General features: G+C 69.9%; 23 protein-coding genes and 1 riboswitch. Of the genes, 13 read left to right on the forward strand and 10 right to left on the reverse strand.

Translation table 11 applies throughout. The annotated features are described in order from the left end of the window. Positions 1-9: 9 nt before the first annotated feature. Together trpS and murJ are read right to left on the reverse strand one after the other, a co-directional pair. Entirely contained in the window at positions 10-1008 is a 999-nt protein-coding gene (gene trpS, locus JJL56_RS08810) for a tryptophan--tRNA ligase (protein WP_200484928.1), read from the reverse strand. 61 nt (positions 1009-1069) lie between these two features. Continuing rightward, positions 1070-2644 (reverse strand): murein biosynthesis integral membrane protein MurJ, encoded by a 1575-nt coding sequence (gene murJ / locus JJL56_RS08815; protein ID WP_200484929.1) that lies wholly within the window; start codon positions 2642-2644, stop codon positions 1070-1072. A gap of 194 nt (positions 2645-2838) precedes the next feature. On the opposite strand from murJ, the gene JJL56_RS08820 reads away from it, so the two are divergent. The 3 genes from JJL56_RS08820 to JJL56_RS08830 all read left to right on the forward strand — a co-directional run bounded on the left by JJL56_RS08820 (position 2839) and on the right by JJL56_RS08830 (position 7233). Next, positions 2839-5349 carry an ATP-binding protein gene (locus tag JJL56_RS08820; RefSeq protein WP_145623225.1) on the forward strand — a complete coding sequence of 837 codons (2511 nt, stop codon included), beginning with the start codon at positions 2839-2841 and terminating at the stop codon, positions 5347-5349. 182 nt (positions 5350-5531) lie between these two features. Continuing rightward, positions 5532-6644, forward strand: coding sequence for an ABC transporter substrate-binding protein (locus tag JJL56_RS08825; protein ID WP_145623226.1), 1113 nt, complete (start codon positions 5532-5534; stop codon positions 6642-6644). 187 nt (positions 6645-6831) lie between these two features. Then, on the forward strand, positions 6832-7233 hold the full coding sequence (locus tag JJL56_RS08830) for a hypothetical protein (protein ID WP_200484930.1): 402 nt from the start codon (positions 6832-6834) through the stop codon (positions 7231-7233). A 112-nt stretch (positions 7234-7345) separates the two neighbouring features. On the opposite strand, the gene JJL56_RS08835 is transcribed toward JJL56_RS08830, so the two are convergent. Beyond that, positions 7346-8278, reverse strand: coding sequence for a replication protein RepA (locus JJL56_RS08835; RefSeq protein ID WP_014238998.1), 933 nt, complete (start codon positions 8276-8278; stop codon positions 7346-7348). Between the two features lie 550 nt (positions 8279-8828). Between JJL56_RS08835 and JJL56_RS08840 the strand changes: the two genes are divergently transcribed. Next, positions 8829-9407, forward strand: a complete 579-nt coding sequence (locus tag JJL56_RS08840; protein ID WP_186452786.1) for a phosphatase PAP2 family protein — start codon at positions 8829-8831, stop codon at positions 9405-9407. 22 nt (positions 9408-9429) lie between these two features. Here the strand turns inward: JJL56_RS08840 and JJL56_RS08845 are convergent, their stop codons facing one another. Next, a complete protein-coding gene (locus JJL56_RS08845) occupies positions 9430-12231 on the reverse strand; it encodes a [protein-PII] uridylyltransferase (RefSeq protein WP_200484987.1) in 2802 nt (933 codons plus the stop codon). Positions 12232-12455: 224 nt separating this feature from the next. On the opposite strand from JJL56_RS08845, the gene JJL56_RS08850 reads away from it, so the two are divergent. After that, a complete protein-coding gene (locus tag JJL56_RS08850) occupies positions 12456-12776 on the forward strand; it encodes a hypothetical protein (RefSeq protein ID WP_145623231.1) in 321 nt (106 codons plus the stop codon). A gap of 21 nt (positions 12777-12797) precedes the next feature. Here the strand turns inward: JJL56_RS08850 and JJL56_RS08855 are convergent, their stop codons facing one another. Continuing rightward, on the reverse strand, positions 12798-13334 hold the full coding sequence (locus JJL56_RS08855; protein ID WP_145623232.1) for a vWA domain-containing protein: 537 nt from the start codon (positions 13332-13334) through the stop codon (positions 12798-12800). Positions 13335-13531: 197 nt separating this feature from the next. Between JJL56_RS08855 and mutS the strand changes: the two genes are divergently transcribed. Then, complete coding sequence (mutS, locus tag JJL56_RS08860) at positions 13532-16174, forward strand: DNA mismatch repair protein MutS (RefSeq protein WP_200484988.1); 2643 nt, start codon at positions 13532-13534, stop codon at positions 16172-16174. Positions 16175-16372: 198 nt separating this feature from the next. Here the strand turns inward: mutS and JJL56_RS08865 are convergent, their stop codons facing one another. Both JJL56_RS08865 and JJL56_RS08870 read right to left on the reverse strand, forming a co-directional pair. After that, the gene (locus JJL56_RS08865) at positions 16373-16570 is read right to left on the reverse strand and encodes a hypothetical protein (RefSeq protein ID WP_145623233.1); all 198 of its coding nucleotides are present in this window, start codon (positions 16568-16570) and stop codon (positions 16373-16375) included. 75 nt (positions 16571-16645) lie between these two features. After that, positions 16646-17158 (reverse strand): STAS domain-containing protein, encoded by a 513-nt coding sequence (locus JJL56_RS08870; RefSeq protein ID WP_186452787.1) that lies wholly within the window; start codon positions 17156-17158, stop codon positions 16646-16648. 128 nt (positions 17159-17286) lie between these two features. Beyond that, positions 17287-17366: riboswitch (SAM riboswitch) on the forward strand. Between the two features lie 76 nt (positions 17367-17442). On the opposite strand from JJL56_RS08870, the gene metZ reads away from it, so the two are divergent. Together metZ and JJL56_RS08880 are read left to right on the forward strand one after the other, a co-directional pair. Then, complete coding sequence (gene metZ / locus JJL56_RS08875) at positions 17443-18651, forward strand: O-succinylhomoserine sulfhydrylase (protein ID WP_145623235.1); 1209 nt, start codon at positions 17443-17445, stop codon at positions 18649-18651. Positions 18652-18762: 111 nt separating this feature from the next. Next, entirely contained in the window at positions 18763-19278 is a 516-nt protein-coding gene (locus JJL56_RS08880; protein ID WP_200484931.1) for a phasin family protein, read from the forward strand. A 123-nt stretch (positions 19279-19401) separates the two neighbouring features. Here JJL56_RS08880 and JJL56_RS08885 read toward each other — a convergent pair whose 3' ends face one another. Continuing rightward, positions 19402-20592 (reverse strand): penicillin-binding protein activator, encoded by a 1191-nt coding sequence (locus tag JJL56_RS08885; protein WP_145623237.1) that lies wholly within the window; start codon positions 20590-20592, stop codon positions 19402-19404. Between JJL56_RS08885 and rsmI the strand changes: the two genes are divergently transcribed. The 4 genes from rsmI to gshB are packed head-to-tail and all read left to right on the forward strand — an operon-like array spanning position 20586 to position 23750. Continuing rightward, on the forward strand, positions 20586-21527 hold the full coding sequence (gene rsmI, locus JJL56_RS08890) for a 16S rRNA (cytidine(1402)-2'-O)-methyltransferase (RefSeq protein ID WP_425599124.1): 942 nt from the start codon (positions 20586-20588) through the stop codon (positions 21525-21527). The two genes, JJL56_RS08885 and rsmI, sit on opposite strands and share 7 nt — an antisense overlap. Beyond that, the gene (locus JJL56_RS08895) at positions 21524-21892 is read left to right on the forward strand and encodes a YraN family protein (RefSeq protein WP_145623239.1); all 369 of its coding nucleotides are present in this window, start codon (positions 21524-21526) and stop codon (positions 21890-21892) included. Before rsmI ends, JJL56_RS08895 begins: the two co-directional genes overlap by 4 nt. A 33-nt stretch (positions 21893-21925) precedes the next feature. Beyond that, complete coding sequence (locus JJL56_RS08900; protein ID WP_145623240.1) at positions 21926-22759, forward strand: SirB1 family protein; 834 nt, start codon at positions 21926-21928, stop codon at positions 22757-22759. 34 nt (positions 22760-22793) lie between these two features. Next, on the forward strand, positions 22794-23750 hold the full coding sequence (gene gshB, locus JJL56_RS08905; protein ID WP_200484932.1) for a glutathione synthase: 957 nt from the start codon (positions 22794-22796) through the stop codon (positions 23748-23750). Positions 23751-23784: 34 nt separating this feature from the next. On the opposite strand, the gene JJL56_RS08910 is transcribed toward gshB, so the two are convergent. Next, positions 23785-24678 (reverse strand): SDR family oxidoreductase, encoded by an 894-nt coding sequence (locus tag JJL56_RS08910; RefSeq protein ID WP_145623241.1) that lies wholly within the window; start codon positions 24676-24678, stop codon positions 23785-23787. 82 nt (positions 24679-24760) lie between these two features. Between JJL56_RS08910 and JJL56_RS08915 the strand changes: the two genes are divergently transcribed. Further along, positions 24761-25627, forward strand: coding sequence for a helix-turn-helix transcriptional regulator (locus JJL56_RS08915; protein ID WP_425599125.1), 867 nt, complete (start codon positions 24761-24763; stop codon positions 25625-25627). A gap of 4 nt (positions 25628-25631) precedes the next feature. Here the strand turns inward: JJL56_RS08915 and JJL56_RS08920 are convergent, their stop codons facing one another. Further along, positions 25632-26138 carry a dihydrofolate reductase gene (locus JJL56_RS08920; RefSeq protein ID WP_145623242.1) on the reverse strand — a complete coding sequence of 169 codons (507 nt, stop codon included), beginning with the start codon at positions 26136-26138 and terminating at the stop codon, positions 25632-25634. Between the last annotated feature and the right edge of the window lie 7 nt (positions 26139-26145).

Consider the following 26145-nt stretch of genomic DNA (forward strand, 5'->3'; position numbering starts at 1 on the left):
CTTGGGGGCTCAGGGACGCAGAAGGCCGATGATGTCCTTCACGCCGTTCAGGTTCGTCTCGGCGATGGCCGCCGCGCGCTCGCCGCCCCGGCGCAGCAGGCGGTCGATCTCGGCCTTGTCGTCGAGAAGCTCCTTCATGCGGGTGGTCATCGGGGCCAGCTTGGCGACCGACAGATCGACCAGCGCCGCCTTGAAGCCGGAGAACTGGGCGCCCGCGAACTGCTGCACCGTCTGCTCGCGCGTCTGGCCGGACAGGGCGGCGTAGATGGTCACGAGGTTGTCGGCCTCCGGACGCTTCTCCAGGTCGGCGACATTGTCCGGCAGCGGCTCCGGATCGGTCTTGGCCTTGCGGATCTTCGTCGCGATGGTGTCGGCGTCGTCGGTCATGTTGATGCGCGAATATTCGGATTCGTCCGACTTGCTCATCTTCTTGGTGCCGTCGCGCAAGCTCATCACGCGCGTCGCCTCGCCGAGGATCTGCGGCTCGGGCAGCGGGAAATACTCGGTGTCGTAGCGGCGGTTGAAGGCGCCGGCGATGTCGCGGGCCAGCTCCAGATGCTGCTTCTGGTCCTCGCCCACCGGGACGTGGGTGGCCTTGTAGAGCAGGATGTCCGCAGCCATCAGCACCGGGTAGGAGTAGAGGCCGAGGTTCGCCATGTCCTTCTGCTTGCCGGCCTTCTCCTTGAACTGCGTCATGCGGTTCAGCCAGCCGAGCGGCGTGTGGCAGGAGAGAATCCAGGCCAGCTCCGAATGGGCCGGGACGAAGGACTGGTTGAAAAGGATGTTCTTCTCCGGGTCGATGCCGGCGGCGATGTAGGCCGCGGTGACCTCGCGGATGTTGTTGCGCAGGACCTCCGCGTCCTGGTCGATGGTCAGCGCGTGCAGGTCGACGACGCAGAAGATGCACTCGTAGCTGTTCTGCAGCTCGACCCAGTTGCGCAGCGCCCCCAGATAGTTGCCGAGGTGAAGCTGCCGGGTCGGCTGCATGCCGGAGAAGATGCGGTTCACGGGAGGACTCTCGCTCGAAACTTCTGGAAGGCGGCTGTTATCGCCCCGGAACCGGGCGGGGTCAAGACGCGGGCGGCTCCAATTCCGGGGTGTCCTTGCGCAGGAAGCCCTTCAGGTCGGCGAGATCGGTGGCGCCGGTCAGTTGCGCCAGCGTCCCGAACACCGCCACGCCGCCGCCGACCAGCAGGGCCAGCGCCCCGAAGCGGACCAGGGTGGACGCCGCCTCCAGCCACGGTGCCAGGGCCGCCGCGCCGGCCAGCAGCGCCGCCCCCATGCCCAGCGCCGCCGCGGCGATGCGCGGCGCGCGGCCCAGGAAGCGCCCGTCCAGCTGCAGGAATCCCCGGCGGTGCAGCGCATGGGCCAGCAAGGCGAGGTTCAACCAGGCGGTCAGCCCGGTGGCCAGCGCGATCCCGACATGCCCCAGCACCGGCATCAGCGCGATCCCCAGCGCCAGATTGGCGAGGGTCACCACCACGGCGACGCGCACCGGGGTCGCCGTGTCCTGGCGGGCGAAGAAGGCGGCGTTCAGCGCCTTGACGATGACATGGGCGGGGATGCCGATGGCGTAGGCGGCCAGCGCCCAAGCCGTCGCCTGCGCCTCCGCCGGGCCGAAGGCGCCGCGTTCGAACAGCACCGACACGATGGGCGCCCCGGCGACACCCAGGGCCACCGCCGCCGGCAGGCCGAGCAGCAGGCTGAACTCCAAAGCGCGGCTGAGGTAATGGCGGACCATCCGCTCGTCCCCCGCCGCGGCGTGGCGGGCGAGCACGGGCAGCAGGGCGGTGCCGATGGCGATGCCGATGACGCCCAGCGGCATCTGGTTCAGCCGATCGGCGTAATAGAGGAAGGACACCGCGCCCGATGGCAGCAGCGAGGCCAGCACGACGTTCAGGAACAGGTTGATCTGCATGACCCCGGCGCCGATGGCCCCCGGCCCGACCAGCCGGAACAGGCGGCGCATCCCCTCGGTCATCCGCGGCCGGCTCAGGCGCAGCGTCACCCCCGCCGCCCGGCAGGCCCAGCCCATCCAGACCAGCTGCACGACGCCCGACAGCGTCACCGCCGCGGCCATCGCCCGCCCCGGCTCCAGCCCCAGCCGCGGCGCGGTCAGCAGCGCGGCGATCAGCGTCAGGTTGAAGGCGATGGGGGCGGCGGCGAAGGGGCCGAAGCGGTCCAGCGCGTTCAGCACGCCGCCCAGCAGCGCCACCAGCGAAATCAGCGTCAGATAGGGGAAGGTCAGCCGCGCCATGTCGACGGCCAGCGCGAACTTCGCCGGCTCGTCCACGAAACCCGGCGCCAGGGCGTGCATCAGCGCGGGCATCGCCAGGATGGCCAGGGCGGTGAAGGGCAGCAGCACGCACAGCAGGATGGCCAGCGCCTGCTCGGCGAAGGCCACCGCGGCGGCGCGGCCGTTGCGCTGAAGCTCCGCCGCGAACAGCGGGACGAAGGCGACGCTGAAGGCCCCCTCCGCGAACAGGCGGCGGAAGAAGTTCGGCAGCTTCAGCGCGACGAAGAAGGCGTCGGCCACCGGTCCGGCGCCGAGCACCGCCGCGGTCAGAATGTCGCGGGCGAAGCCGGCCAGCCGGCTCAGCAGGGTCAGGCCGCCGACGGTGGCGATGGCGCGGGCGAAACTCATCCGCCAAAGGCCCGGTTGGCCGCCCAACTCCGCGCCGACCGGTGCAGAAAACCCGCAAAAGTTTGATTATCCTCTACTTTTTGTATCATTGGTCGCTGGCTTGTCCATTGAAGGAGGAGTACGGCTGGCGCATAATGCCCGTTAGGCAGTGTTTGAGGTCGGCAGTGCGACGATGGATCGCTTTTCCGCGGGGGATGGAGGCCCGTCTCGTTCTTCCCGCCGTCGCGGTCGCCGTCGCCATCGCGGCGCTGTGGTGGACGCTGCTGAGCCGCATCGACCGCGAGGAACGCTTCCTCGACCAGACGACCCGCCAGCACACGGCGGCGATGGCGCAGCTGGTCGAGGAACAGGCCATCGCCACCTTCCGCCGGCTGGACGATCTTCTGATCGACGTCGCCTCCCATGTCGAAAAGGACATTCCGCTCCTGATTCCCACCCGGCGGTCGTTCGAGGAAGGCTTGGCCGCCTCCATCCGGATTTACGACGCGAACAGCTGGCTGTCCATGGGCTTGGGACGGACCACCACCCGCAATCCGGTGCTGGAGTGGGAGGAGTTCGCCCGGCACAAGTCCGGCGCCCATCGGAAGGGGAACCAGAAGGGCTTCGTCATCGGCCTGCCCTTCGTCAGTCCGGGCACGTCGGACGTGTTCATCCCGGTGTCGCGCCGGCTGGAGGGTGCGGACGGGACGTTCCGCGGCGTCGCCGTGATCGACGTCCCGGCGGAGATCTTCTCCCGCTTCTACGGCCGGTTGGACCTGCCGCGCGACAGCTCGGTCGCCATCGCCCGCGCGGACGGCCCGCTGCTGGCCCGCCAAGCCCTTCAGGATCAGGTGTTCGGGCGCAGCTTCCGCGGCTCCGGCCTCTGGCCGGAGGCCGGCAGCGGAACCGTCCGGCACCATCGCGTCGTCAGCCCGGTGGACGGGGTGGAGCGCATCTACGCCTTCCGCGCCTCCGCCGACTACCCGCTCATGACGGTGGTCGGCGAGTCGGTGGAGACGGTGTTCGGCGCGTGGCGGCAGAACCGTTTCTATTCCATCATCTGGGCCGCCGCCACCACCGCGGTGATCCTGCTGTTCACCACCGCCTTCCTGGTGGAGCTTCAGCGCCGCCGCCACGGCGACCGGGCGCTGCGCATCCGCAACCGCGCCATGGAATGGAGCGGCGACGGCATCCTGATCGCCGACGCCACCCGGCCCGGCTCGCCGGTGGTCTACACCAACCCGGCCTTCGCCCGGCTGATGGGGATCGGTCCGGGCGCCGCCGACGGGCGCGCCGTGCGGGAGGTGCTGGCCGGACTGATGGGGGATGAGACGGGCCTGTTCCCGCTGTGCGACGGCGCCGAGGACGCCGGGGACATGCGGGCGGAATTCCTGCGTCCAGGCGCGGGTCTGGAAGGCGATGCGCCGGAGGTCTGGCTGGAGCTGCGCGCTTCGCCGGTGCGCGGCGCCGGCGGAAGGCTGGTCAGCGTGATCGCCACCGTCCGCGACATCACCGAGCACAAGACCGCCCAGGCCGCGCTGGCCGAGGCGCGTCGGGAGGCCGACCGCGCCAACATCGGCAAGTCGAAGTTCCTGGCGGCGGCCAGCCACGACCTGCGCCAGCCCGTGCAGTCGCTGATGCTGCTGATGGAGGCGCTGTCCACCCGCGCCACCGACCCCGCCATGCGCAAGATCCTGACCACCATGGACCGCGCGCTGGGTGCCCTGAAGATGCTGCTCGACGGGCTGCTGGACGTGTCGCGGCTGGAGGCCGGGGCGGTGGAGCCGAAGCGCACGGCCTTCCCGGTGACGGAGCTTCTGGACCGCATCGCCGCCAACAGCCGTCCGGTGGCGGTGCGCAAGGGGCTGCTGCTGCACATCATGCCCTGCGGCGCCCATGTGGACAGCGACCCGATGCTGCTCGGCCGCATCCTTCAGAACCTCGTGGAGAACGCGCTGCGCTACACCAACCGCGGGCGCATCCTGGTCGGCTGCCGGCGGCGCGGCGCGGTGCTGCGGATCGAGGTGTGGGACACCGGCATCGGCATCCCGACCGACCGGCAGGAGGACATTTTCCAGGAGTTCGTGCAGGTCGGGAACGCCAGCCGCGACCGCGACCAGGGGTTGGGCCTCGGGCTCGCCGTGGTGCGCCGGCTCGCCGGCATGCTGAACCACCCGGTCAGCCTGCGCTCCGAACCGGGGCGCGGATCGGTCTTCCGGGTGGAGGTGCCGCTCGCCGATCCTCCCGCTCCGGCCGAGACGCTGCCGGAAGACTTCCCCGTGACCGCCCGCATGCGGGCCGGTGCCCGCGTGCTGGTGGTCGAGGACGACCCCATCGTCCGCGAGGGGCTGTGCGCGATGATCCAGCAATGGGGACATGAGGTGCATCCCGCCGGCAGCTTCGGCGAGGCGGTGGAGGTGCTGCGCCGCCACCCCGATCCGGACGTGATCGTCGCCGATTACCGGCTGGGCGAGGGGCACACCGGCACCGAGACCATCCGCGAGGTGCGGCGCCGGTCGAAACGCCCGATCCCCGGCATCCTGGTGACCGGCGACACCACCCCCGAGCGTCTGGCCGAGGCCGAGGCCGGCAAGTTCAGCATCCTGCACAAGCCCGTCCTGGCCGACGATCTGCGCCGGGCCATCGCCCTGGCTCTGGCTCCGACGGCCCTGGCTCCGGACACCCAGGCGCCCCCTGACGTCGCGCAACGCGAACTGGTCGACTGAGCCGGTCCACCGCCATCCCGATGGCCGTGTCATGCGCCGGGCGTGCGGCAGCCTGTGCCTGTTTGCCCATTGCGCCGAACCCGTCCCTTTGCTTGTTTGCCTGTTTCGGAGGCGGCGTCCGCGGTCTCCGACCCGAAAGCGTTCGATAAAAAGAACCCGTTCCCGGAGAGAGGAATCCACCCATGATCCGTGCGAAGCTGGCTGTGACCGCCGCCGCCGTCGCCTTGGGGGCCGGCCTGTGGGCCGGGGCCGCCCAGGCCGACATCACCATCGCGCTGGCCGGTCCGATGACCGGCGCCGCCGCCGCCTATGGCGAGCAGACCCGCGCCGGCGTCGAGGCCGCCGTGGCCGACATCAACGCCAAGGGCGGGCTGCTGGGCCAGAAGCTGGTCCTGACCATCGCCGACGACGCCTGCGACGCCAAGCAGGCGGTGGCCGCCGCCAACAAGCTGGTCGGCCAGAACGTCGCCGCGGTGATCGGCCATGTCTGCTCCGGCGCCTCGATCGCCGCCTCCAACGTTTATGGCGAGGAGGGGATCGTGATGATCTCCCCCACCGCGACCAGCCCGCAGCTCACCGACCGCGGCCTGAAGAACGTCTTCCGCGTCTGCGGCCGCGACGACCAGCAGGGCGAAGTGGCGGCCAAGCTGATCGCCGACCGCTACAAGGGCAAGAAGGTCGCCATCGTCCACGACAAGCAGGCCTACGGCCAGGGCCTCGCCGACGACGTGAAGCGCCGCCTGAACGCCGCCGGCATCACCGAGGCCGCTTTCACCAGCATCACCGCCGGCGAGAAGGACTATTCCGCCCTCGTCACCCGGCTGAAGTCGGACGGGGTGGACGTGCTCTACTACGGCGGCTACGACCAGGAGCTGGGCCTGATCGCCCGCCAGGCGGCGGACCAGCAGTTCCGCCCGCAGATCATCGGCGCCGACGGCATCCAGCCGCAGTCCTACTGGAACATCGCGGGTGACACGGCGGAAGGCACGCTGTTCACCTTCTCCCCCGACCCGCAGCGCAACCCCGCCGCCAAGCCGGTGGTGGAGGCCCTGCAGGCCAAGAACATCCGCACCGACGGCTTCACCCTGTTCGCCTACGCCGCGGTGCAGACCTACGCCGAGGCCGTGCAGAAGGCCAACAGCGCCAAGTCCGACGCCGTGGCGAAGGCGCTGCGCGCCGGCCCGTCCTTCGACACGGTGGTCGGGTCGCTGTCCTTCGACGACAAGGGCGACCTGAAGCAGCCGGGCTACGTGTTCTGGGCCTGGAAAAACGGCGAGAAGGTCCAGGTGGACTGAGTCCATCCGGCCGATTCGGAAAGGACGGAAGGCGGGGCCGCGGTGCCCCGCCTTTTTTCTGTCCGGCGGATTCCCGGATGGTCGGCGATTGCCAAAGGCCGGATGAGAACCTTTTCCCCGTCCCGGTGTTTGCGCTGAGGTAACCACACACCGCCAACCAACACCGCCAATGGGCAGGGAGGCCGCGATGCATCGTCACGCCGGACGCCGTTCGCGCAATCGCAGGACCGCCGGAATCATCCTGTGCGCCGGCTTTCTCGGCCTCGGCGCCTGCGCCTCGCTGGCGCCGCCGCGCAGCGCGGAGCCCGCGCCCGGAGCGGTGGAGGCGCTGAACGACATGGTGAAGGGAGCCTGCAACCGTCCCGTCGCCTCCGTCCTGGCCGGGGAGGGGATTCCGGTCGGGCAGTTCCGGACCGCGATCTACAGCGAGCAGCGCACCGGGCCGAGCGCGCGGGTATCGCAGTACGAGATGTGGCTCTATCCGCGCGACAAGGCCGGCGTCCTCATCATCAAGATGGACGAGACCTGCCGCCCAATGCAGGTCTACACGCGGGAGGGCGGCAATGTGCAGGCCTTCAAGGCGGGATAGGCGAAGCTCCGTTTGCCCGTTTTTGGAACGCTGAAGCTTCGGCCTCTGGCAATCGCCGACTCCGATTCCGGAGCCGGGCGGGTTGGCAATCGCCGACTTGCCCGCCGCCGACTTACCCGCGCGCGGCGGGGAGGATCTTGCGCTCCGGAATCGGCGGGGGCGACGGGTAGAGCAGCACCCCGGTGTCGGAGAACTCCACCCGAGCGGCCTCGTAGACGGCCAGCGCCAGATCCAGCGCCACCCGGAACTCCGGCTTGAAGTGCTTCAGCTCCTTGTAGCCACCGCCGAACTGCGTGAAGAGCGCCTTCCAGGTCACCGGAATCGGGTCGCGCAGCACGTGCAGCCGGTAGGCCAGCCAGACATAGACATCGATCGCCATCGAACAGCCGCCGATGTGGCGGATCGCCGGCTCCCAGATCGGGACGGGGGAGCGCTTCAGCGCGGCGAAGAAGGTTTCCGAAAGCTGCACCGTCTCGCGCCACAGCGTGCCCTGGCCGTCGTCGTCGCGCAGGCGGATGCCGCCGTTGACGATGTTCTCCTTGGCGAAGCCCTCCGCCCCGTCCTTGTCCCAGAAGAAGGTCAGGCGGCACAGGTTGATGCGGGTCGCCTGCTCCTGCACCGCCTTGTAGGTGCTGCCGCCCGCCGACACGCCCATGCGGTCGAGCCAATCGTTCATCGAGCGGCCAAGCTCGATCTCGCGGCTGTTGTCCTGGATGGCGCGGGTCTGGAGATAGAGCAGGATCAGCCGCGCCTTGGCGCCGTAGGGGACGCCGACCGGCATCAGGCTGCCGTCGCGCTTGCGCTCCTTGCCCGGCTCGACCAGCAGGGTGACACGGCCCTGGTCGCGGCGCCATTCGGCGTCCGGCGCCAGCTTCCGGTGGGGCAGGCTGGTCAGGCAGAATCCGGAATAGGTGATGCCCAGCGCGTTGGACTCATCTTCCAGCACCGCCGCCGCGACATCGACGACGCTGGCGCGCTTCGGGTCCACGAGGTTCCGCGCCTCGCGCCGGCCATGCGTCATGATGAGTTGGTGCACGTCGCCCATAGGTCCCCCCGTCCATTCTGCCTGCAGTCGACCATGCACCGCCGGGAGAGTCCATTTGGCGATCGCCGACGAGGCTAATTGAGACCTAATTGCTGGAGTCTATTTGCTAGGTCGGCGATTGCCTGGGGACGACTCGGGGGTGCGTCGGCGATTGCCAGAAGACTCGTCGGCGTTCGCCAAGGGATCTTGTGGGAATCATCGGTGACTCGTGACGACTCGGGCATTGGTCGGCGATTGCCAAGGCGGGGCGGGGCAGGCGAGTCGCGACTCGGGATTTCATAAGGTGGTCTTGTCGATGTCTGGCCGGATGGTCGGCGATTGCCAAAGCGTCGCCGCGGACCGGCTTGGCAATCGCCGACTCCAGGGTCTTTCTAAAGCCCTTTCTCCTCCGGGGAGAGGGGGCATTGCCGCATGGTCGGCGATTGCCAAGGCGGCACCTCTCATGACGGGCACCCCTGCCTTGCGGGACCATGCGGGCACGAAACGGCAGCGCGGCTGTTTTACGCTTGGCCTCCGCGGTGATGGGGGCGTGCTTTGGGAGATCCGCGAGATGAGCGACGAGGGTTTCACGGACCGCGTGATCGACGGCGTGAACGGGCTGGACGGAACCGCCCACCGCAAGGCCGTCGCTCTGGGCGTGGGGGCGCCGGCCCTGCGCGACGGGCTCCAGATGCCCAGCTCCCGTATGGTGCTGATGCCGGCGCTGGCGGCGCTGTGGGCCGCCGGGCTGGGTATGGAGAAGCCGGGCTGGTCGCGCCTCGCCCGGCAGGGGCTGATGGCCATCGCGTTGGGGACGGTGGCCGGCAAGGGGATCAAGCGCGTCGTCTGCCGCGCCCGCCCGAACCAGGGCCGCGACCCCAGCCGCTGGGGCAAGGCCGACGGCAAGCACGCCTCCTTCCCCTCCGGCCACGCCATCAACGTGTCGGCGCTGACCATGGCGGTCGGGCTGAACCGCGGCCTCTCCCCGGCGACCATGGTCAGCCTGGGCTTCGCCGCGGCGGTGGGCTGGTCGAGCCTCGCCACCGAGCGGCACTGGGCGTCCGACTACGCCGCCGGCATGGCGACCGGCGTTCTGGCCGGTCTGGCCGCCAAGGCGCTCGACGGCTGGGCGGAGGACCGGCTGTCCTGAGGTCCGGCTTTCACCACCGTCCTCAGCCCGCCGGATCGGCGAGCGCGTGCAGCAGCCGTTCGCGGATCTGGGCCAGCTTGCTCTCGTGGGTGACCTTCAGGCCGAAGACGTCCTTCACATAGAAGACGTCGATGGCCTTCTCGCCGTAGGTTGAGATCTTCGCCGACGAGATTTGCAGGGTCAGGTTGGTCAGCGCGCGGGTCAGGTCGTAGAGCAGGCCGGGGCGGTCGCGCCCGTTGACCTCGATCACCGTGTGGGTGGTGGAGGCGTTGTTGTCGATCAGCACGCGCGGCGGCACGTGGAAGACGCGGGTGCGGCTGGCGTGCGGGGCCTTGCGCTTGGTCAGGTCGTGCAGCGGCTTCAACTGGCCGGACAGCACCTTCTCGATCATCACCGACAGCTTGGCGAGCTTGTCGCCGCTCTCGAAGGCGCCGCCGCCCGCCGCGTCCTGCACGGTGAAGACGTCCAGCGCCATGCCGTTGGTCATGGTGAAGATGCGGGCGTCCACGATGTCCGCCCCCGCCGCCGCCAGTGCCCCGGCGAGGCGGGAGAACAGGCCGTGGTGGTCGGTGGCGAAGATCGTCACCTCGGTGATCGCCCGGCCGCGGTCGATGCGCGTGTTGACGGTCAGCGGGCGTTCGTCGCGCAGCGCCTCGCGGACCAGCCGCGCCTGCCGGCCCAGCGTCTCCGCGTCGAAGGCCAGCCAGTAGGCGGGGTAGCCGAGCGCGATGTGCCGCTCGAAATCGGCGTCGTCGAAGTCGGACAGCTCGGCCCGCAGCGCCGCCTGGGCGGCCTGGATGCGGCGCCCGCGCCCTTCGACCGACAGGCCGCCGGACATCACCTCCTCCGAGCGGTTGTAGAGTTCGCGCAGCAGCGTGGCCTTCCAGTTGTTCCAACGCTGCGGCCCGACCGCCCGGATGTCCGCCACGGTGAGAACCAGCAGCAGGCGCAGCCGCTCCGGCGACTGGACGAGCGAGACGAAGTCGCGCACCGTCTTGTCGTCCTCCAGGTCACGCTTGAAGGCGGTGTAGGACATGGCGAGGTGCCAGCGCACCAGCCAGGCGACCGTCTCCGTTTCCTCCGCCGTCAGGCCGAGCCGCGGGCACAGCTTCTCCGCCACCCGCGCGCCGAGGATGGAATGGTCGCCGCCGCGGCCCTTGGCGATGTCGTGCAGCAGCACGGCGACGTAGAGCGCGCGCCGCGACACCACCTTGTGGATCACCTCCGACGACAGCGGCAGCTCGTCGGTCAGCTCGCCCATCTCGATCTTGTGCAGGATGCCCAGCGCGAACAGCGTGTGCTCGTCCACCGTGTAGACGTGGTACATGTCGTACTGCATCTGCGCGACCACCCGGCCGAAGTCGGGGATGAAGCGGGCCAGCACCCCGGCCTCGTTCATGCGGCGCAGCGTGATCTCCGGGTCCTTGCGGCCGGTCAGGATCTCCAGGAACAGCCGGTTGGCCTCCAGGTCGGCGCGCAGCTTCGGCCCCACCACCGACAGCGAGCGCGTGATGGCGCGCAGCGCGTTGGGGTGGATGTCGATATCGTTCTGCTGGGCGGTGTGGAACAGCCGGATCATGTCCAGCGGCTCGTCCTTGAACTGGCGGTCGCTGCGGACGTTCAGCCGCTCGCCGTCCACCACGAAGCCGTCCACGTCCTTGCGGCGGGCCAGCGCGGCCAGCCGCAGGATGTTGAACTTGGGCGGGCGCTTCGATTCCGCCTCCAGCGCCGCGCAGAAGATGCGGGTCAGGTCGCCGACATCCTTGGCGACCAGGAAGTAATGCTTCATGAAGCGCTCCACGCCCTTGGTCCCGGCGTGGTCGGTGTAGCCCATGCGGTTGCCGATCGACGTCTGGACGTCGAAGGTCATCCGGTCCTCCATGCGACCGGTCAGGTAGTGCAGGTGGCAGCGCGCGGTCCACAGGAAGTTCTGCGCCTTGGCGAAGCGCTGCGCCTCCTCCGGCAGCAGCACCTTCTTGCCGACCAGATCGTCCACGTCCTCGACCCGGTACAGGTACTTGGCGATCCAGAACAGCGTCTGCAGGTCGCGCAGGCCCCCCTTGCCGTCCTTCAGGTTGGGTTCCAGCACATAGCGGCTGTCGCCCAGCTTCAGGTGGCGGTTGTCGCGCTCGGCCAGCTTGGCCTCTACGAACTCCGGCCCGGTGCCGGCCACCACCTCGCGGTCGAAGCGGCGGCGCAGCTCGGTGAACAGCTTGCGCGGACCCCAGAGGTAGCGCGACTCCAGGATGGCGGTGCGGATGGTCACGTCGGCCTTGGATTGGCGGATGCAGTCGTCGACGCTGCGCACCGCGTGGCCGACCTTCAGCCCGAGATCCCACAGGATGTAGAGCATGTACTCCACCACCTGCTCCACCCGCGGGGTGCGCTTGTAGGGCAGCAGGAACAGCAGGTCGATGTCGGAGAAGGGCGCCAGCTCGCCCCGGCCGTAGCCGCCGGTGGCGACGATGTCGAACACCTCGCCGGCGGTCGGGTTGGGGGTCGGGAAGATGTGGGTGACCGTGAGGTCGGCCAGCGAGCGCACCACCCCGTCGGCGAGGTAGCAGTTCTGCCGCACGCAGTCCTCGCCCGATCCCTTGGCCTCGAAGCGGGCGCGCACCTCCGCCCGTCCGTCGTTCAGCGCGCCGCGCAGCCGGGCGATCAGGGCGGGGCGCAGCTTGTCGCCGCTCCCATGCTCCGCCACCAGCTTTTCCAGGTCCTCCGCCAGCTTGCGCCGGGACAGGATGGCGCGCTTGTTGGGGATGTTGGCGGCGCCGGCGTCCTTGGTGTCGGACGAGTCGGCCGAGGCGGCGCGGGTGGAGAGCATCGACAAAACGTGAGCCTTCCCAGGAATGCGGGGGGTGCGACAAACCGTGCGGCGTCCCGACTATAACGGGAAAGAGGATAATTCGCACGCGGCACACCAAAAGAGGCTGCCGTCTGTTTCCTGCATGATCCCGTTGGGAGCGCTGCTGTGATGGCCGTCACTGACGCGCTCCATTCCAAAGAGATAAGGAGTCACCAGTGAGACACGCGCGAGGGAGGCCATTGATGATCCCGAACCCCGGAACGGCACGGCGGGAGCTGGCGAACCTCGGGAACGCCCTGACCCTGGCGGAGCGCGGCCTGCCGCGTCACACCCCGGCCGAGCTGATGGCGTGGCTGGTGCATGCGTTGGCGCTGTGCCCCGGCTCCATCGGCGATGCGCTTCTGTTCGAGATTTGCGGAACCGCCACCGACGCCAGGGCCTCCGACGCCGTCAAGATCGCCCAGATCCGCAAGGGCTGGGCCTCGGTGGTGCGGGCGCAGTTCCGCCGGCGCGGCCTGACCGTGGTCGGCGGCGGAGGCGAGAGGCGCGCCCGCGCCGCCTGACGAACGGCGTTTCTTTCCCGCCTACTCTTCGCGCACCGACAGGTGGATGTTGGCGCCGCCGTTGCCTTCCAGAATCTCCGCCGCCTCCACCTCGTCCTCGACGTCGGCGGTGCGCACCCACAGGATGACGCCGCCGGCCTCCAGCGCGCGGCCGAACTCGTCCGTGTCGGGGTGGCTGGTCAGTTCGTCCAGGTAATCCTTGATGGCGACGCCGCCCAGGCCGGCGGCGACGATGGCCGCCAGCGGCGCGGCGATCGGGCCACCGACGATGGCGAGAAGCCCGGCGGTGGTCAGGGGGAAAGCGTATTTCAGCTCACCCACCAGACCGGTCAGGGCCTCGTCCGTCGGGGCCTGCGGGCGCTGGTCGGCGGCCTCCAGCGAGGTGTGGCTGGCCAGAACCGACAGGTCGTCGCGGTCGAAGCCGGCGTCCAGAAGGGCGGCCACGGCCTTGTCGAACGACTCGCGGGTCTTGAACAGGGCGACGACCTCGCGCACCTCCCGGACGGTGTCCTGGCCGTTCGTGGTCGGGCCATCTGTGTTCTCGGGCGCTTGCGTCACGGCGGTCTCCTTCGGCTTCGGCTTGCTCGTTCTACGGGCATCGAACAGTCTAGCGAAGCGGTCATCGCGGCACCAGCGCGGGCGTGCTAGGGTGCCGGCCAGACCTTGCCCGCCACAACGCAACCGGTTGAAGACCTGTGTCCGACGCGTCCGCCGCCACTTCGCCCACCGCCGTCATTCCTCCCGACGCCACTCCGATGATGGCGCAGTATCTGGAGATCAAGCAGGCCCATCCCGACTGCCTGCTGTTCTACCGGATGGGCGATTTCTACGAGATGTTCTTCGAGGACGCGGTGAACGCCGCCCGGACGCTGGACATCGCACTGACCAAGCGCGGCCAGCATCTGGGCGAGGACATCCCGATGTGCGGCGTTCCGGTCCACAGCCATGAATCCTACCTGCAGCGCCTGATCCGCCAGGGCTTCCGCGTCGCCATCTGCGAACAGATGGAGGACCCGGCGGAGGCCAAGAAGCGCGGTTCCAAGTCGGTGGTGAAGCGCGGCGTCATCCGCATCGTCACCCCCGGCACGCTGACCGAGGACAGCCTGCTCGACTCCCGCGCCTCCAACTGGCTGGCCGCGGTGGCCGAAGCGGCGGGCGGGCTGGGGCTGGCCTGGCTGGAGCTGTCCACCGGTGAGCTGGTCGTGCAGCCGGTGGAGCGCGCTGGGCTGGGCGCCGCGCTCGGCCGCCTCGACCCGCAGGAGGTTCTGGTTTCCGAGAAGCTGTGCCAGAGCCCCGACCTCTACGAGCTGTGGGGCGAATGGAAGTCCCGCCTGACCGTGCAGCCGACCCCGCGCTTCGACAGCGAGAACGGGCGGCAGCGGCTGCTCGCCCTCTACGGCGTCGGCACGCTGGACGCCTACGGCCAGTTCTCGCGCGCCGAGGTGGCGGCGGCCGGCGCGCTGGTCGCCTATGTGGAGCTGACGCAGAAGGGCCGCGTGCCGCGCCTGTCGCCGCCGCGCCGGCTCGGCCCCGGCGCCGTCATGGAAATCGACGCGGCGACCCGCCGCAACCTGGAGCTGACCCGCACCCTGACGGGGGACCGGCGCGGCAGCCTGCTCGCCACCATCGACCGCACGGTGACCGGGGCGGGGGCGCGTCTGCTCGCCGCCCAGCTCTCGGCGCCGCTGACCAACCCCGCCGCCATCGCCAAGCGGCTGGACATGGTTGCGTTCGCGCTGAACGAGGAGCGGCTGCGTGCCGACCTGCGCGAGGCGCTGCGCCGCTGCCCGGACCTGGAGCGCGCCCTGTCCCGCCTGACGCTGGGGCGCGGCGGCCCGCGCGACCTCGCGGCCGTGCGCGACGGACTGGCCCAGGCCTCGGCCATCCGTCTGCTGCTCAACGGCCATCCCGGCGGACCGCTGCCCGACGGGCTGGGCGCCGTGGCCAAGGGGCTGGGCGAGCACAGCGAGCTGGTCAACCAGCTGACGCAGGCGTTGGCGCCGGAGCTGCCGCTGCTCGCCCGCGACGGCGGCTTCATCGCGCGCGACTATTCCTACGCGCTGGACGAGCTGGTGACGCTGCGCGACGAGAGCCGGCGGCTGATCGCCGGGCTTCAGGTCAAATACGCCGGCATCGCCGGGGTGCCGGCGCTGAAGATCAAGCACAACAACGTGCTTGGCTATCACATCGAGGTGACGGCGACCCACGCGGACAAGCTGATGTCCGAGAAGGGGCGCGAGGTCTTCATGCACCGCCAGACCATGGCGAACGCCGTGCGCTTCGGCACGGTGGAGCTGTCGGACCTGGAGCGCCGCATCTCCGAGGCCGCCGACAAGGCGCTGGCCGTGGAGCTGGAGCTGTTCAACGACCTCGTGGAGGAGGTGACCAGCCGCGCCGAGGCCATCGCCCAGGCCGCCCACGCGCTGGCCGCGCTGGATGTCGCCGCCGCGCTGGCCGAGCTGGCAGCGGAGCGGCGCTACAACCGGCCGGTGGTGGACGGCAGCCTCGCCTTCTCCATCAAGGGCGGGCGCCACCCTGTGGTGGAGGCGGTGCTGGATGCCGGCAACGCCGGCCCCTTCGTCGCCAACGACTGCGACCTCGCTTCGGACAACCGGCTGTGGCTGCTGACCGGCCCGAACATGGCCGGCAAATCGACCTTCCTGCGCCAGAACGCGCTGATCGCCGTGCTCGCCCAGATGGGCAGCTTCGTCCCGGCGGAGAGCGCGCACATCGGGGTGGTGGACCGGCTCTACAGCCGCGTGGGTGCCGCCGACGATCTGGCGCGGGGCCGCTCCACCTTCATGGTGGAGATGGTGGAGACGGCGGCCATCCTGAACCAGTCCGGCGACCGCGCGCTGGTCATCCTGGACGAGATCGGGCGCGGCACCGCGACCTTCGACGGCCTGTCGATCGCCTGGGCCTGCGTGGAGCATCTGCACGACGTCAACCGCTGCCGCGCGCTGTTCGCCACCCACTATCACGAGCTGACCATGCTGGCCGGCAAGCTGCCGGGCCTGTCCTGCCACACCATGCGCATCAAGGAATGGCAGGGCGACGTGGTCTTCCTGCACGAGGTGACGGCGGGGGCGGCCGACCGCAGCTACGGCATCCATGTGGCGAAGCTGGCCGGGCTGCCCGGCGCCGTGGTGGGCCGCGCCGAGGAGGTGCTGACCATCCTGGAGTCTGGCGACCAGAACGCGGCCATCCACCGTCTTGCCGAAGATCTGCCGCTGTTCAGCGCCGCCCTGAAGCGCCCGCCGCCGGCCCCTGCTGCGTCCCCTGCCGCCCCGCCGGAGCCGTCGCGGGTGGAGGAGGCGCTGAAATCCATCGACCCGGACAGCCTGACGCCGCGGCAGGCGCTGGATGAGTTGTACCGTCTGAGGGGGTTGCTTCTATGAACGGAAATGATTCGCCCTCTCCCGCCCCGGGAGAGGGAAGGGGCCCGCGCGAAGCGTGGGAAGGGTGAGAGGGTGCTGCCAAGGATTGGTGCGCTGATCCTCGTGCGACCCTTCCCCGCCCGTTGCGCGGGCACCCTCTCCCGGGGCGGGAGAGGGTTGGGACGCCAAATGCGATGGCGTTGATCCCACCGGTCAGGATCACGCCCGCTCCACCACGTCCTCGTCCATCGGGGCGCCGCGGTCGCGGATGGGGGTGACATGACGTTGGGCGACGGGGCGTTGCGCGTGGCGCAGCTTCTCCTCCACCGCCTCGTTCACGAACTGGTCGAGCGAGCGGCCCTCCCGCTCGGCGGCCTTCGACGCTTCGGATTCCAGCGACTTGTGCAGATGAACCATTCGGTGCCTCCCCAACGCGGAACGGACTCTGTCCGGTGCTTCAGATGGGAAGCCCGCGCCCGCGCTGCGAGCGGCCTACCCGGAAGCGCCGCCCCGACCGAGTGAATCCGGCGGTACGATCGCGGGCGGCAGGACCGGTTTGGCGTGAAGCGCGCGGACGGCGACGGCCATCGGGTCCTCGCCCGGCGCGCAGGGATGGGTGGCGGCCAGCAGGGCCTCCGGCACGCTGGCGGCGAGATAGTCGGCCACCGTCTCGTGCACCGGGATGATCATGGCGATGCGGGTCAGGTCCACCACCTTGCGCACCTGCCCGGAAGCGCAGAGCAGGGACAGGGCCTTGCCCGCCGACAGGGCCTCCCCATTCATCACCAGCAGCAGGCCGACGCCCGTGCTGTCGATGAACTCCAGCCCGGTCAGGTCGAGAAGATGACGACGCTCCGTCCCGTTCTTCACGTCGGCGATGGCTTGCCGCACCGGGGCGGCGTCCTGGCTGGTAAAGCGCCCGGTGAGCACCAGACGGACGAAGTGCCGCTCCTGCTCCTTGCGATACTGCACGGCCCGCACCCCTTGCTGACGTCCGGTGGCCATGATCCGGTGCCGGGCCTTCGCTGGGCAAGCGGGCGGCGGCATCGGGTCCTGCGCGATGTTGACGCAGGGCGGCCTCTTTTTGTCACGGCTCCCTTGTCCCTTGACGGCGCGCCGCGGCGGTCCTAAAAGCGTGGGCACGTGGTGATTTGGTCGACCGGCTTGCGGGCCACGTAAAACAATCCGCTAAAAAGGTCCGAGCCGCGTCCGCGCCTCGACCCGATCGGTCGGGGCGTTTTTTGTTGTGCCGGTCTGCCCCGCCGGCGGACAGAGGAGACAAAGCGGCCATGGCGCGCACCGATCATCGCAATCCGAACGTCGCGGGGCTTCGCCCGCGCTCCCGTCTGGTCCATGGCGGCGTCCGCCGTTCGTCCTTCGACGAGACCTGCGAGGCGCTCTACCAGACCTCCGGCTTCGTCTACGGCTCGGCGGAGGAGGCGGAGAGCGCCTTCGTCAACGACGGCTCCCGCCACGTCTATTCGCGCTTCCGCAACCCGACCACGGCGATGTTCGAGGACCGGCTGTGCGAGTATGAGGGGGCGGCCTGGGCCTACGCCACCACCAGCGGCATGGCCGCGGTGCACGGCGCCCTGTGGTCGAACCTGCGCACCGGCGACCGCATCGTGGCGCCGCGCTCGCTGTTCATCTCCTGCTACTGGGTGATCAAAGAGCTGTCGGCCCGCTTCGGGGTCGAGGCGGTCTTCGTCGACGGCACCGACCTGTCCCAGTGGGAAGAGGCGTTGGCCAAGCCGACCAAGGTCGTCTTCCTGGAGACGCCCAGCAATCCGGGTCTGGAGGTCGTCGACCTGCGCGCGGTCAGCGATCTCGCCCACAAGGCCGGGGCCAAGGTGGTGGTCGACAACGCCTTCGCCACGCCGGTGCTGCAGCGCCCGTTCGAGATGGGGGCCGACGTCGTCGTCTATTCGGCGACCAAGCACATCGACGGCCAGGGCCGCTGTCTGGGCGGCATCATCCTGACCAGCGACAAGCAGTACGGGTCGGACGTGATCCACCCCTATCTGCGCCACACCGGCCCGACCATTTCGCCCTTCAACGCCTGGCTGCTGCTGAAGGGGCTGGAGACGCTGGAACTGCGTGTGTCGGCGCAGAGCGCGTCGGCCCTGACGGTGGCGGAGTTCCTGGAAGGCCACGCGAAGGTGGAGCGGGTGCTCTATCCGGGCCTGCCCAGCCACCCGCAGCACGACCTCTGCCGCAGCCAGATGACCGGTGGCGGCACCATGCTGTCGATCTTCCTGAAGGGCGGCAAGGACGAGGCCTTCCGCGCCCTGAACGATCTGCGGATGGTGATGATCTCCAACAATCTGGGCGATTCGAAAAGCCTGATCACCCACCCCGACACCACCACCCATTCCAAGCTGACGGTGGAGGAGAAGGCGGCGGCGAACATCCGTCCGAACCTGCTCCGTCTGTCCGTCGGGTTGGAGGATGCCCAGGACATCGTCGAAGATCTCGACCGCGCGCTCGCTTCCCTGTAAAGACTGGACGCGGAACCAAATGCTGCAGTGCAGCGTTGGCGTCCGGGTTACGGTTTTTTCGGCCCGGCCGGGGCTTTTGCTCCGGTCGGGTCCTTTGGTGAGGTGGAGCGAATGTCGAGACGCAAGGCCGGCAACGGCGAACCGACGCAACGCTTTCTGACGGTGGCGGGCGATCTGACCCGGACCGGCGTCAAGACCAGCGAGATGGGGGTGGCGGCGGCCCAGACGATCGGCTACCGAACCGCCATGATGGCGGCGGCCATGAACAACCCCATCGACCTCGCCAACCCGGAGTTCGTCCGCATGGGCTCCGAGAAGGTGGAGGCGATGGTGGAGGCCACCCACGCCGTCGCCAAGGGCATCGGCGAGATGCAGCAGGCCTGGATGACCCTCATGCAGGGCCAGCTTCAGGTCGCCATGGTGATGGTGAGCGGCCTCGGCCAGTGCCGCAGCCCCGCCGATCTGGTGGAGTTGCAGCACCGCACCGTCACCGAGTCGGTGGAGGCCGGCATCCACGCCGCGCTTTACATGGTCGAGTCGGTCACGGCCCTGACCCAGGCCGGCATGACCCCCGCCTACCGCACCGTCCGCGCCAACGCCCGCCGTCTGGCGAAGCAGCACGGATAAGTTCGCGGTTCACCACAAAGACACGAAAGATTTCACAAAGGCCGTCACAACGTTCTTTGTGAAATCCTTCGTGTCTTTGTGCCTTCGTGGTTAAAAAATCCTCTTCACATCAGCGCTTTACGATCACTGCCCCAGCACTTCGAAGCTGGACGGGGCAGGGTCGAGCACGCGTGGACCGCCGGGGGTGACCTCCAGAACGGCCAGTCCGCGCTCCACGACGCCGTCCGCGCGCAGGCGGAAGATGCCGTCCATGCCTTCGAAGCCGTTGGGGTTGTTCAGCGCCGCGCGGTCGAAGCGGCCCGACGGGTCGGGCATCTTGGCCAGCACCGCGGCGATGGCCGTGGCGTCGTAGGACAGGGTGGCGATGCGCGGCGGCTTGCGGCCGTAGGTCCTCTCGAAGCGCGACTCGAAGTCGGCGCGGCTCTGCGGCGCCGGGGCGGCGAACCAGGCGCCGGCCAGGGCGGGTTCCTGGCCCAGGCCGGGCTCGTCCCACAGTCCGGTGCCGAGCAGCTTGACCTGCTGGGTGTTCAGCCCGTTGGCGGACAGCGCCGACGCCAGCCCCTGGGCGCGCGGCCCGCCTTCGGCCAGCATGACCGCCTGCGGCTGCACGCCGGCCTGGGTCACCTGCCGCGCCGGCTGGGCGAGGTCGGTCACCGCCGGGTCGTAGCGCTCGACCTGCGCCACCTGCCCGCCGAACTGGCGCGAGGCGGCCTGCACCGCGTTGACCACGGCGTCGCCATAGGCGGTGCGCGGAGCCAGCGCGACGTAGCGCGTGGCGCCCCGCGAGCGGGCGAAGCCGACCACGCGGGTCACCTGATCGGCGGGCACGAAGCCCAGCACATAGGTGCCGTTGCCGGCCTGGGTCCAGTCGTTGGTGAAGGCCAGAACGTCCACGCCCGCGGCCTGGGCGACCGGCTTCACCGCCGCCACATCGGCGGCGAACAGCGGGCCGAGGATCAGGCTCGCCCCCTCGGCTATGGCCTGCCGCGCCGCGTCGGCGGCGCCGGACGGCGTGCCCTTGGTGTCGCGGGGCAGCAGTTCGAACCGGTCGCCGGCCAGATCGAACAGCGCCATCTGCGCCGATTCCAGCATGGCTTGCCCGATGGCGGCGCTCGACCCGGACAGCGGCAGCAGAATCGCCACCTTCAAAGTCTGCGGGGCGGCCGGAACGGCGGCGACCGGCGCTTGCGGCGCTTGAGTCGTCGGCGCCGGGGCCTTTACAGTCGAGCAGGCCGAAAGCGTGCCAACGACCAACAGGGCGGCGGCAGCCTGCTGCCCCCAAGCGCGCGAGAAAGGTGTCGTCAAGCGTGCCACCAACGATCTCCACATCCGGTCCGGCGCCCGAACCCGTTTCCGGGCCCGGCGTCTCTGGTGACGCTGAAGGTAGCGAGCCGAGGGCCGCAAGTAAACTCGGCGCCGGCCTTTATGTGGTCGCCACCCCCATCGGCAACGCCGCCGACATCACGCTGCGCGCGCTCGACACGCTGCGCCGCGCCGACGCCATCGCCTGCGAGGACACGCGGGTGACGGCGAAGCTGATGGGCATCCATGGCATCCACACGCCCTTCGTCTCCTATCATGAACACAACGCGGCGAAGATGCGTCCGGTCCTGATCGGCCGCATGAAAGCGGGGGAATCCATCGCGCTCGTCACCGACGCCGGCACGCCGCTGGTCTCCGACCCCGGCTACAAGCTGGTGCGGGAGTGCGTGGCGGAGGGGGTGGCGGTCACCACGCTGCCCGGCGCCTCCGCCCCGCTGGCGGCGCTGGTGCTGTCCGGCCTGCCGACCGACCGCTTCCTGTTCGCCGGCTTCCTGCCGAACAAGAGCAGCGCCCGGCGCGCCGCCGCCGGGGAGCTGAAGAACGTTCCTGCCACGCTGGTCTTCTTCGAGTCGCCGCAGCGCCTGCCCGAGTCGCTGGCCGACCTCGCCGACATCCTCGGCGCGCGGGAGGCCGCGGTGGCGCGGGAGCTGACCAAGCTCTTCGAGGAGGTGCGGCGCGGCACCCTGCCGGAATTGGCCGCCCATTACGCCGAGGCCGGCCCGCCGAAGGGCGAGGTCGTCCTGGTCATCGGCCCGCCCGGCGAGGAGCCCACCCCGACCGAGGCCGACGTGGACGCCCTGCTGCGCGAGGCGCTGACCCGCCTGTCGGTCCGCGACGCCGCCGCCGACGTGGCCGCCCGCACCGGCCAGAACAAGCGCGCCGTCTACGCCCGCGCGCTGGAGCTGTCGCGGGAAGGGAAACCATGAGCGCGCCGGACGCCCTGCGCCGCCGGGCGGAGACGTACGGCCGCTACGCCGAGCAGCTCTGCCGGCTGGCGTTGCGGCTGAAGGGTTACCGCATCCTGGAAAGCCGCCTGCGCACCCCGATGGGAGAGATCGACATCGTGGCCCGGCGGGGCGACACTCTGGCCATCGTCGAGGTCAAGGCCCGCGGCGACTGGGACACCGCGAACGAGGCGGTCAACGCCCGCCAGCGGGGCCGCCTCGCCCGCGCCGCCCATGCCTATCTGGGGGCCAACCCGCAGTATGCGGGCTATGTCTTGCGCTTCGACGTCATGCTCGTTACCCCTTGGTCCTGGCCGCGCCATGTGCCGGATGCGTGGCGGGCCTGACGCGAAGGCTGCTGTAGAGGAAGGACGCCGCCCGTGACCAGCCGCGCCGAGGCCCGTGAGATCCTGCGCCGCGTGGGGCAGCAGCCGGACGAGCAGATCGATCTGGCCGAAGCCGCCCTGGCGCTGGGCGCGCTGGAGGTGCCGGGCGCCGCGCTGGCCGACTACCGCCGTCACCTCGCCGACATCGCCCATGATCTGGCGGAGCGCGTCTCGCCCACCCTCGACGGGTTGGAGGCCCGCATCTCCTGGCTGCACGAGGTCATCGTGGAGCGGCACGGCTACGCCGGCGACCACGAGACCTACGACGACCTGCAGAACGCCAACCTGCTGCGCGTCATCGACCGCCGCCGCGGCCTGCCGGTGGCGCTGGGCATCCTGTTCCTGCACGCCGCCCGCTCGCAGGGCTGGACGATGCTGGGGCTGAACTTCCCCGGCCATTTCCTGGTGCGGCTGGAGGCCGACGGCGCCCGCGCCATCCTCGACCCCTTCAACGAGGGGCAGGTGCGCACCGCCGTGGACCTGCGCGACCTGCTGAAGGCCACCGCCGGCAGCGCGGCGGAGCTGGAACCCGGCCATTACCAGACGGTGTCCAACCGCGAGATCCTGTTGCGGCTCCAGAACAACATCAAGCTGCGCCACCTTTCCGCCCGCGACGTACCGCGCGCGCTGGAGGTGCTGGAGGCGATGCGGCTTTTCGCGCCGGGCGAGGCGTCGCTGTGGCGGGAGACCGGCCTGCTGGAGGCCCACAACGGCAACCTCGCCGCCGCCATCGCCGCGCTGGAAAAATTCCTGGAGCTGACCGCCAGCGAACGGCACCGCCATCAGGTCGCCGCGCTGATCCAGCAGCTCAAGAACCAACTGAACTGACCCTTACTCAAAGCCCGTTTCGGAGACCCGCAGGATGAGCCTCGCCGTCGCCTTCCAGATGGACCCCATCGAGTCCATCAACATCGACACCGACTCGAGCTTCATGATGGCGCTTGAGGCGCAGAAGCGCGGGCACACGCTCTACCATTACCACCCGCGCGACCTCAGCCTGACCGGCAACGTCCTGACCGCCCGCGTGCGCGAGATGACCGTGGTCCGCCAGAAGGGCGCCCACTACACGCTGGGCGAGCCGCGGATCGTCAACCTGTCGACCATGGACGTGGTGCTGATGCGCCAGGACCCGCCCTTCGACATGGCCTACATCACCGCCACCCACATGCTGGAGCACATCCAGCCCAAGGTGCTGGTGCTGAACGACCCGGCGGAGGTGCGCAACGCGCCGGAGAAGCTGTTCGTCACCCATTTCCCCGACCTGATGCCGCCGACGCTGATCACCAGCGACAAGCAGGCCGTGCTGGACTTCCGGGCGCAGCACAAGGACATCATCGTCAAGCCGCTGTTCGGGAACGGCGGGGCCGGCGTCTTCCACCTGAAGCCGGACGACGAGAATCTCGGCTCGCTGCTGGAGCTGTTCACCCAGCTCTACCGCGAGCCGGTGATCGTGCAGAAGTACCTGCCGGAGATCCGCCAGGGCGACAAGCGCATCATCCTGATCGACGGCGAGCCCGCCGGCGCCGTCAGCCGTATGCCCCAGGAGGGCGAGGCCCGCGCCAACTTCCACGCCGGCGGCAGCGCCAAGAAGACGGAGCTGACCCCGCGCGAGCAGGAGATCTGCAAGGCCATCGGCCCGGTGCTGCGCGAGAAGGGGCTGGTCTTCGTCGGGATCGACGTGATCGGCGACTACATGACCGAGATCAACGTGACCTCGCCCACCGGCATCCAGGAGATCAACCGGCTCGACGGGTCGGCGCTGGAGGCCACCCTGTGGGACGCCATCGAGCGCCGCCACCGGGAGAACAAGGGGGCCTGAGGGCCGGAACCCCCAGAAACCCCCCGCCGGCCGGTCAGTCCGTGAAATAGCCGGGCTGGTCGAGGTCGGCGACGAGGCCGGTCTCACGCGGCTCCCATCCCAGCAGGGCGCGGGTGTGGGCGCTGGAGGTCGGGCAATCGATGCCGGCGAAGAAGGCGAACCACCCGAAATGGGCGGCCGCCTCGTCCGGCCTTTTCGACACCGTGGGCAGGCCCAGCCGCGCGCCGATGGCTTCGGCGACACGGCGCAGCGGCACGCCCTCCTCGGCGATGGCGTGGAACGGGCCGCCCTGGGCGCCGGCCTCCAGGGCCAGCCGGTACAGCCGCGCCGCATCCCGGCGGTGCACCGCCGCCCAACGGTTCCCACCGTCGCCGACATAGGCCGAGACTCCGGTCCGGCGGGCGATGTCGTGCAGGATGCGCGCGAAGCCATGGTCGCCCACGCCGTGGGTCGAGGGCGGCAGGCGCACCACGCCGACCCGGACGCCGCGGGCGGCCAGTTCCCCGGCGGCGAGTTCGGTGCGGCGGGGCAGGGCGTCGGACGGCGGCCGGTGCGGATCGCTCTCGACCGCCACCGGCCCGCGCGCGGCCACGACCGCGCCCGCCGTCACCAGCAGGGGGCGGTCGCTGCCCTCCAGCGCGTCGCCCATGGCGAGGATCGCCCGATGGTCCTCCCGGCAGTTGTCGGCGAAGCGCGAAAAGTCATGGTTGAAGGCGGTGTGGATCACGCCGTCGGCCGCGGACACACCGGCACGCAGGCTCTCCAGGTCGTCGAGGGAGCCGCGTTGGACCTCCGCGCCGACCGCGGCAAGGGACGCCGCCGCTGCATCGGAGCGGGCGAGGCCGACAACCCGGTGTCCGTTGGTGAGCAGGTCCTGGACGATGGCCGAACCGACGAAGCCGGTGGCGCCGGTGACGAAGACACGCATGGGAAAACCTCTCCGGTTGTGGTCGCAGGCCACTGTCCGCCGGGGGCTTATCCTGGTAAAGTTGTGACATTATCGGGGTATAATGACCAACAGGACGGGCCGGCGCGCCATGGCGGAGAACGGAACTGGGCACTATGGTCACGGCGAGAGCCGGCTGGGCGCCTATCTGAAGGACCGCCGGGCAAAGCTCGATCCGGCGGCCTTCGGCTTTTCCGCGGAGCGTCGGCGCACCCGCGGCCTGCGCCGCGAGGAGGTCGCCCAGCGCGCGAACATCAGCACCACCTGGTACACGTGGCTGGAGCAGGGGCGCGGCGGAGCGCCGTCCGCCGATGTGCTGGAGCGCATCGCCCGCGCCCTGATGCTCACCGACGCCGAGCGCGAGCATCTCTTCCTCCTCGGCCTCAACCGCTTGCCGACGCTGCGCTATTCGGTAGGGGAAGCGGTCACGCCGCGCCTGCAGCGGGTGCTGGACGCGCTGAACCCCAGCCCCGCCCTGATCAAGACGGCGACCTGGGACGTCGTCGCCTGGAACCGCGCTGCCGCCGCGGTGCTGACCGACTATGGCACCCTGCCGGCGGCCCAGCGCAACATCCTGCGGCTCATCTTCTGCGACCCGCGCGTGCGGGCCGCCCAGTTCGATTGGGAGGGCGTGGCGCGGTTCGTCGTCTGCGCCTTCCGCGCCGATGCGGCCCGCGCCGGTGCCGACGCACCAGTGCGGGCGCTGGTCGAGGATCTGTCGCGCCAGAGTCCGGAATTCGCCGCCCTATGGACCGCGAACGACGTGAGCCATTTCGGAGAGGGCGTCAAACGCCTCCGCCATCCCACGCTGGGCACCCTGGAGCTGGAATATTCGGCCTTCGCCGTGGACGGGCGGCCGGACCTGACGATGCTCGTCTACAACCCGGCAACCCCGGAAGACGCCGAGCGGGTGCGGGCGCTGCTGGCCTGACCCGTCACGCCCCAGCGCTGACGGGGCGCCGTACGAGGTCCAGGTACCGGTAATCCAGCCCGTTCTCGGTCAGCAGCGGGCCGCGCTCCGTCTCCACCCACTCCGGCCCCAGCGGCGGCATGACGGTGTCGCCCTCCACCTCCCGCTCGACGCGGGTCAGGTGGACGATGTCGGCGAGCGGCAGGGTTTCGCGGAACAGCTCGGCGCCGCCGATCACGCCGACCTCCGGGACGCCGCGATAGCGGCACCAGTCCAGCGCCGCGTCGAGGCCGCCGAACCAGCGCGCGCCGTCGCGCTCGCCCGGCGGAACGCTGCGGCTGACGACGAGGTTGTCGCGGCCGGGCAGGGGCTTGCGGGGGAGCGACTCCCAGGTGCGCCGGCCCATCAGGACCGGCTTGCCCATCGTCAGCTCCCGGAAGCGCTTGAGGTCGCCGGGCAGGGACCAGGGCAGGGTGCCGTTGCGGCCGATCACGCCGTTGCGCGCCGCTGCCACCACCAGACTGATGCGCATCCCAACC

It is taken from the genome of Azospirillum aestuarii, assembly GCF_016632405.1.
Lineage (GTDB): Bacteria > Pseudomonadota > Alphaproteobacteria > Azospirillales > Azospirillaceae > Azospirillum > Azospirillum aestuarii.

Coding starts and splice junctions, on each gene's coding strand:
- murJ (WP_200484929.1), bottom strand. CDS start 2,644: ATGAGTTTCGCCCGCGCCATCGCCACCGTCGGCGGCCTGACCCTGCTG.
- JJL56_RS08820 (WP_145623225.1), top strand. CDS start 2,839: ATGGAGGCCCGTCTCGTTCTTCCCGCCGTCGCGGTCGCCGTCGCCATC.
- JJL56_RS08825 (WP_145623226.1), top strand. CDS start 5,532: ATGATCCGTGCGAAGCTGGCTGTGACCGCCGCCGCCGTCGCCTTGGGG.
- JJL56_RS08830 (WP_200484930.1), top strand. CDS start 6,832: ATGCATCGTCACGCCGGACGCCGTTCGCGCAATCGCAGGACCGCCGGA.
- JJL56_RS08835 (WP_014238998.1), bottom strand. CDS start 8,278: ATGGGCGACGTGCACCAACTCATCATGACGCATGGCCGGCGCGAGGCG.
- JJL56_RS08840 (WP_186452786.1), top strand. CDS start 8,829: ATGAGCGACGAGGGTTTCACGGACCGCGTGATCGACGGCGTGAACGGG.
- JJL56_RS08845 (WP_200484987.1), bottom strand. CDS start 12,231: ATGCTCTCCACCCGCGCCGCCTCGGCCGACTCGTCCGACACCAAGGAC.
- JJL56_RS08850 (WP_145623231.1), top strand. CDS start 12,456: ATGATCCCGAACCCCGGAACGGCACGGCGGGAGCTGGCGAACCTCGGG.
- mutS (WP_200484988.1), top strand. CDS start 13,532: ATGATGGCGCAGTATCTGGAGATCAAGCAGGCCCATCCCGACTGCCTG.
- JJL56_RS08865 (WP_145623233.1), bottom strand. CDS start 16,570: ATGGTTCATCTGCACAAGTCGCTGGAATCCGAAGCGTCGAAGGCCGCC.
- JJL56_RS08870 (WP_186452787.1), bottom strand. CDS start 17,158: ATGGCCACCGGACGTCAGCAAGGGGTGCGGGCCGTGCAGTATCGCAAG.
- metZ (WP_145623235.1), top strand. CDS start 17,443: ATGGCGCGCACCGATCATCGCAATCCGAACGTCGCGGGGCTTCGCCCG.
- JJL56_RS08880 (WP_200484931.1), top strand. CDS start 18,763: ATGTCGAGACGCAAGGCCGGCAACGGCGAACCGACGCAACGCTTTCTG.
- JJL56_RS08895 (WP_145623239.1), top strand. CDS start 21,524: ATGAGCGCGCCGGACGCCCTGCGCCGCCGGGCGGAGACGTACGGCCGC.
- gshB (WP_200484932.1), top strand. CDS start 22,794: ATGAGCCTCGCCGTCGCCTTCCAGATGGACCCCATCGAGTCCATCAAC.
- JJL56_RS08910 (WP_145623241.1), bottom strand. CDS start 24,678: ATGCGTGTCTTCGTCACCGGCGCCACCGGCTTCGTCGGTTCGGCCATC.
- JJL56_RS08915 (WP_425599125.1), top strand. CDS start 24,761: ATGACCAACAGGACGGGCCGGCGCGCCATGGCGGAGAACGGAACTGGG.
- JJL56_RS08920 (WP_145623242.1), bottom strand. CDS start 26,138: ATGCGCATCAGTCTGGTGGTGGCAGCGGCGCGCAACGGCGTGATCGGC.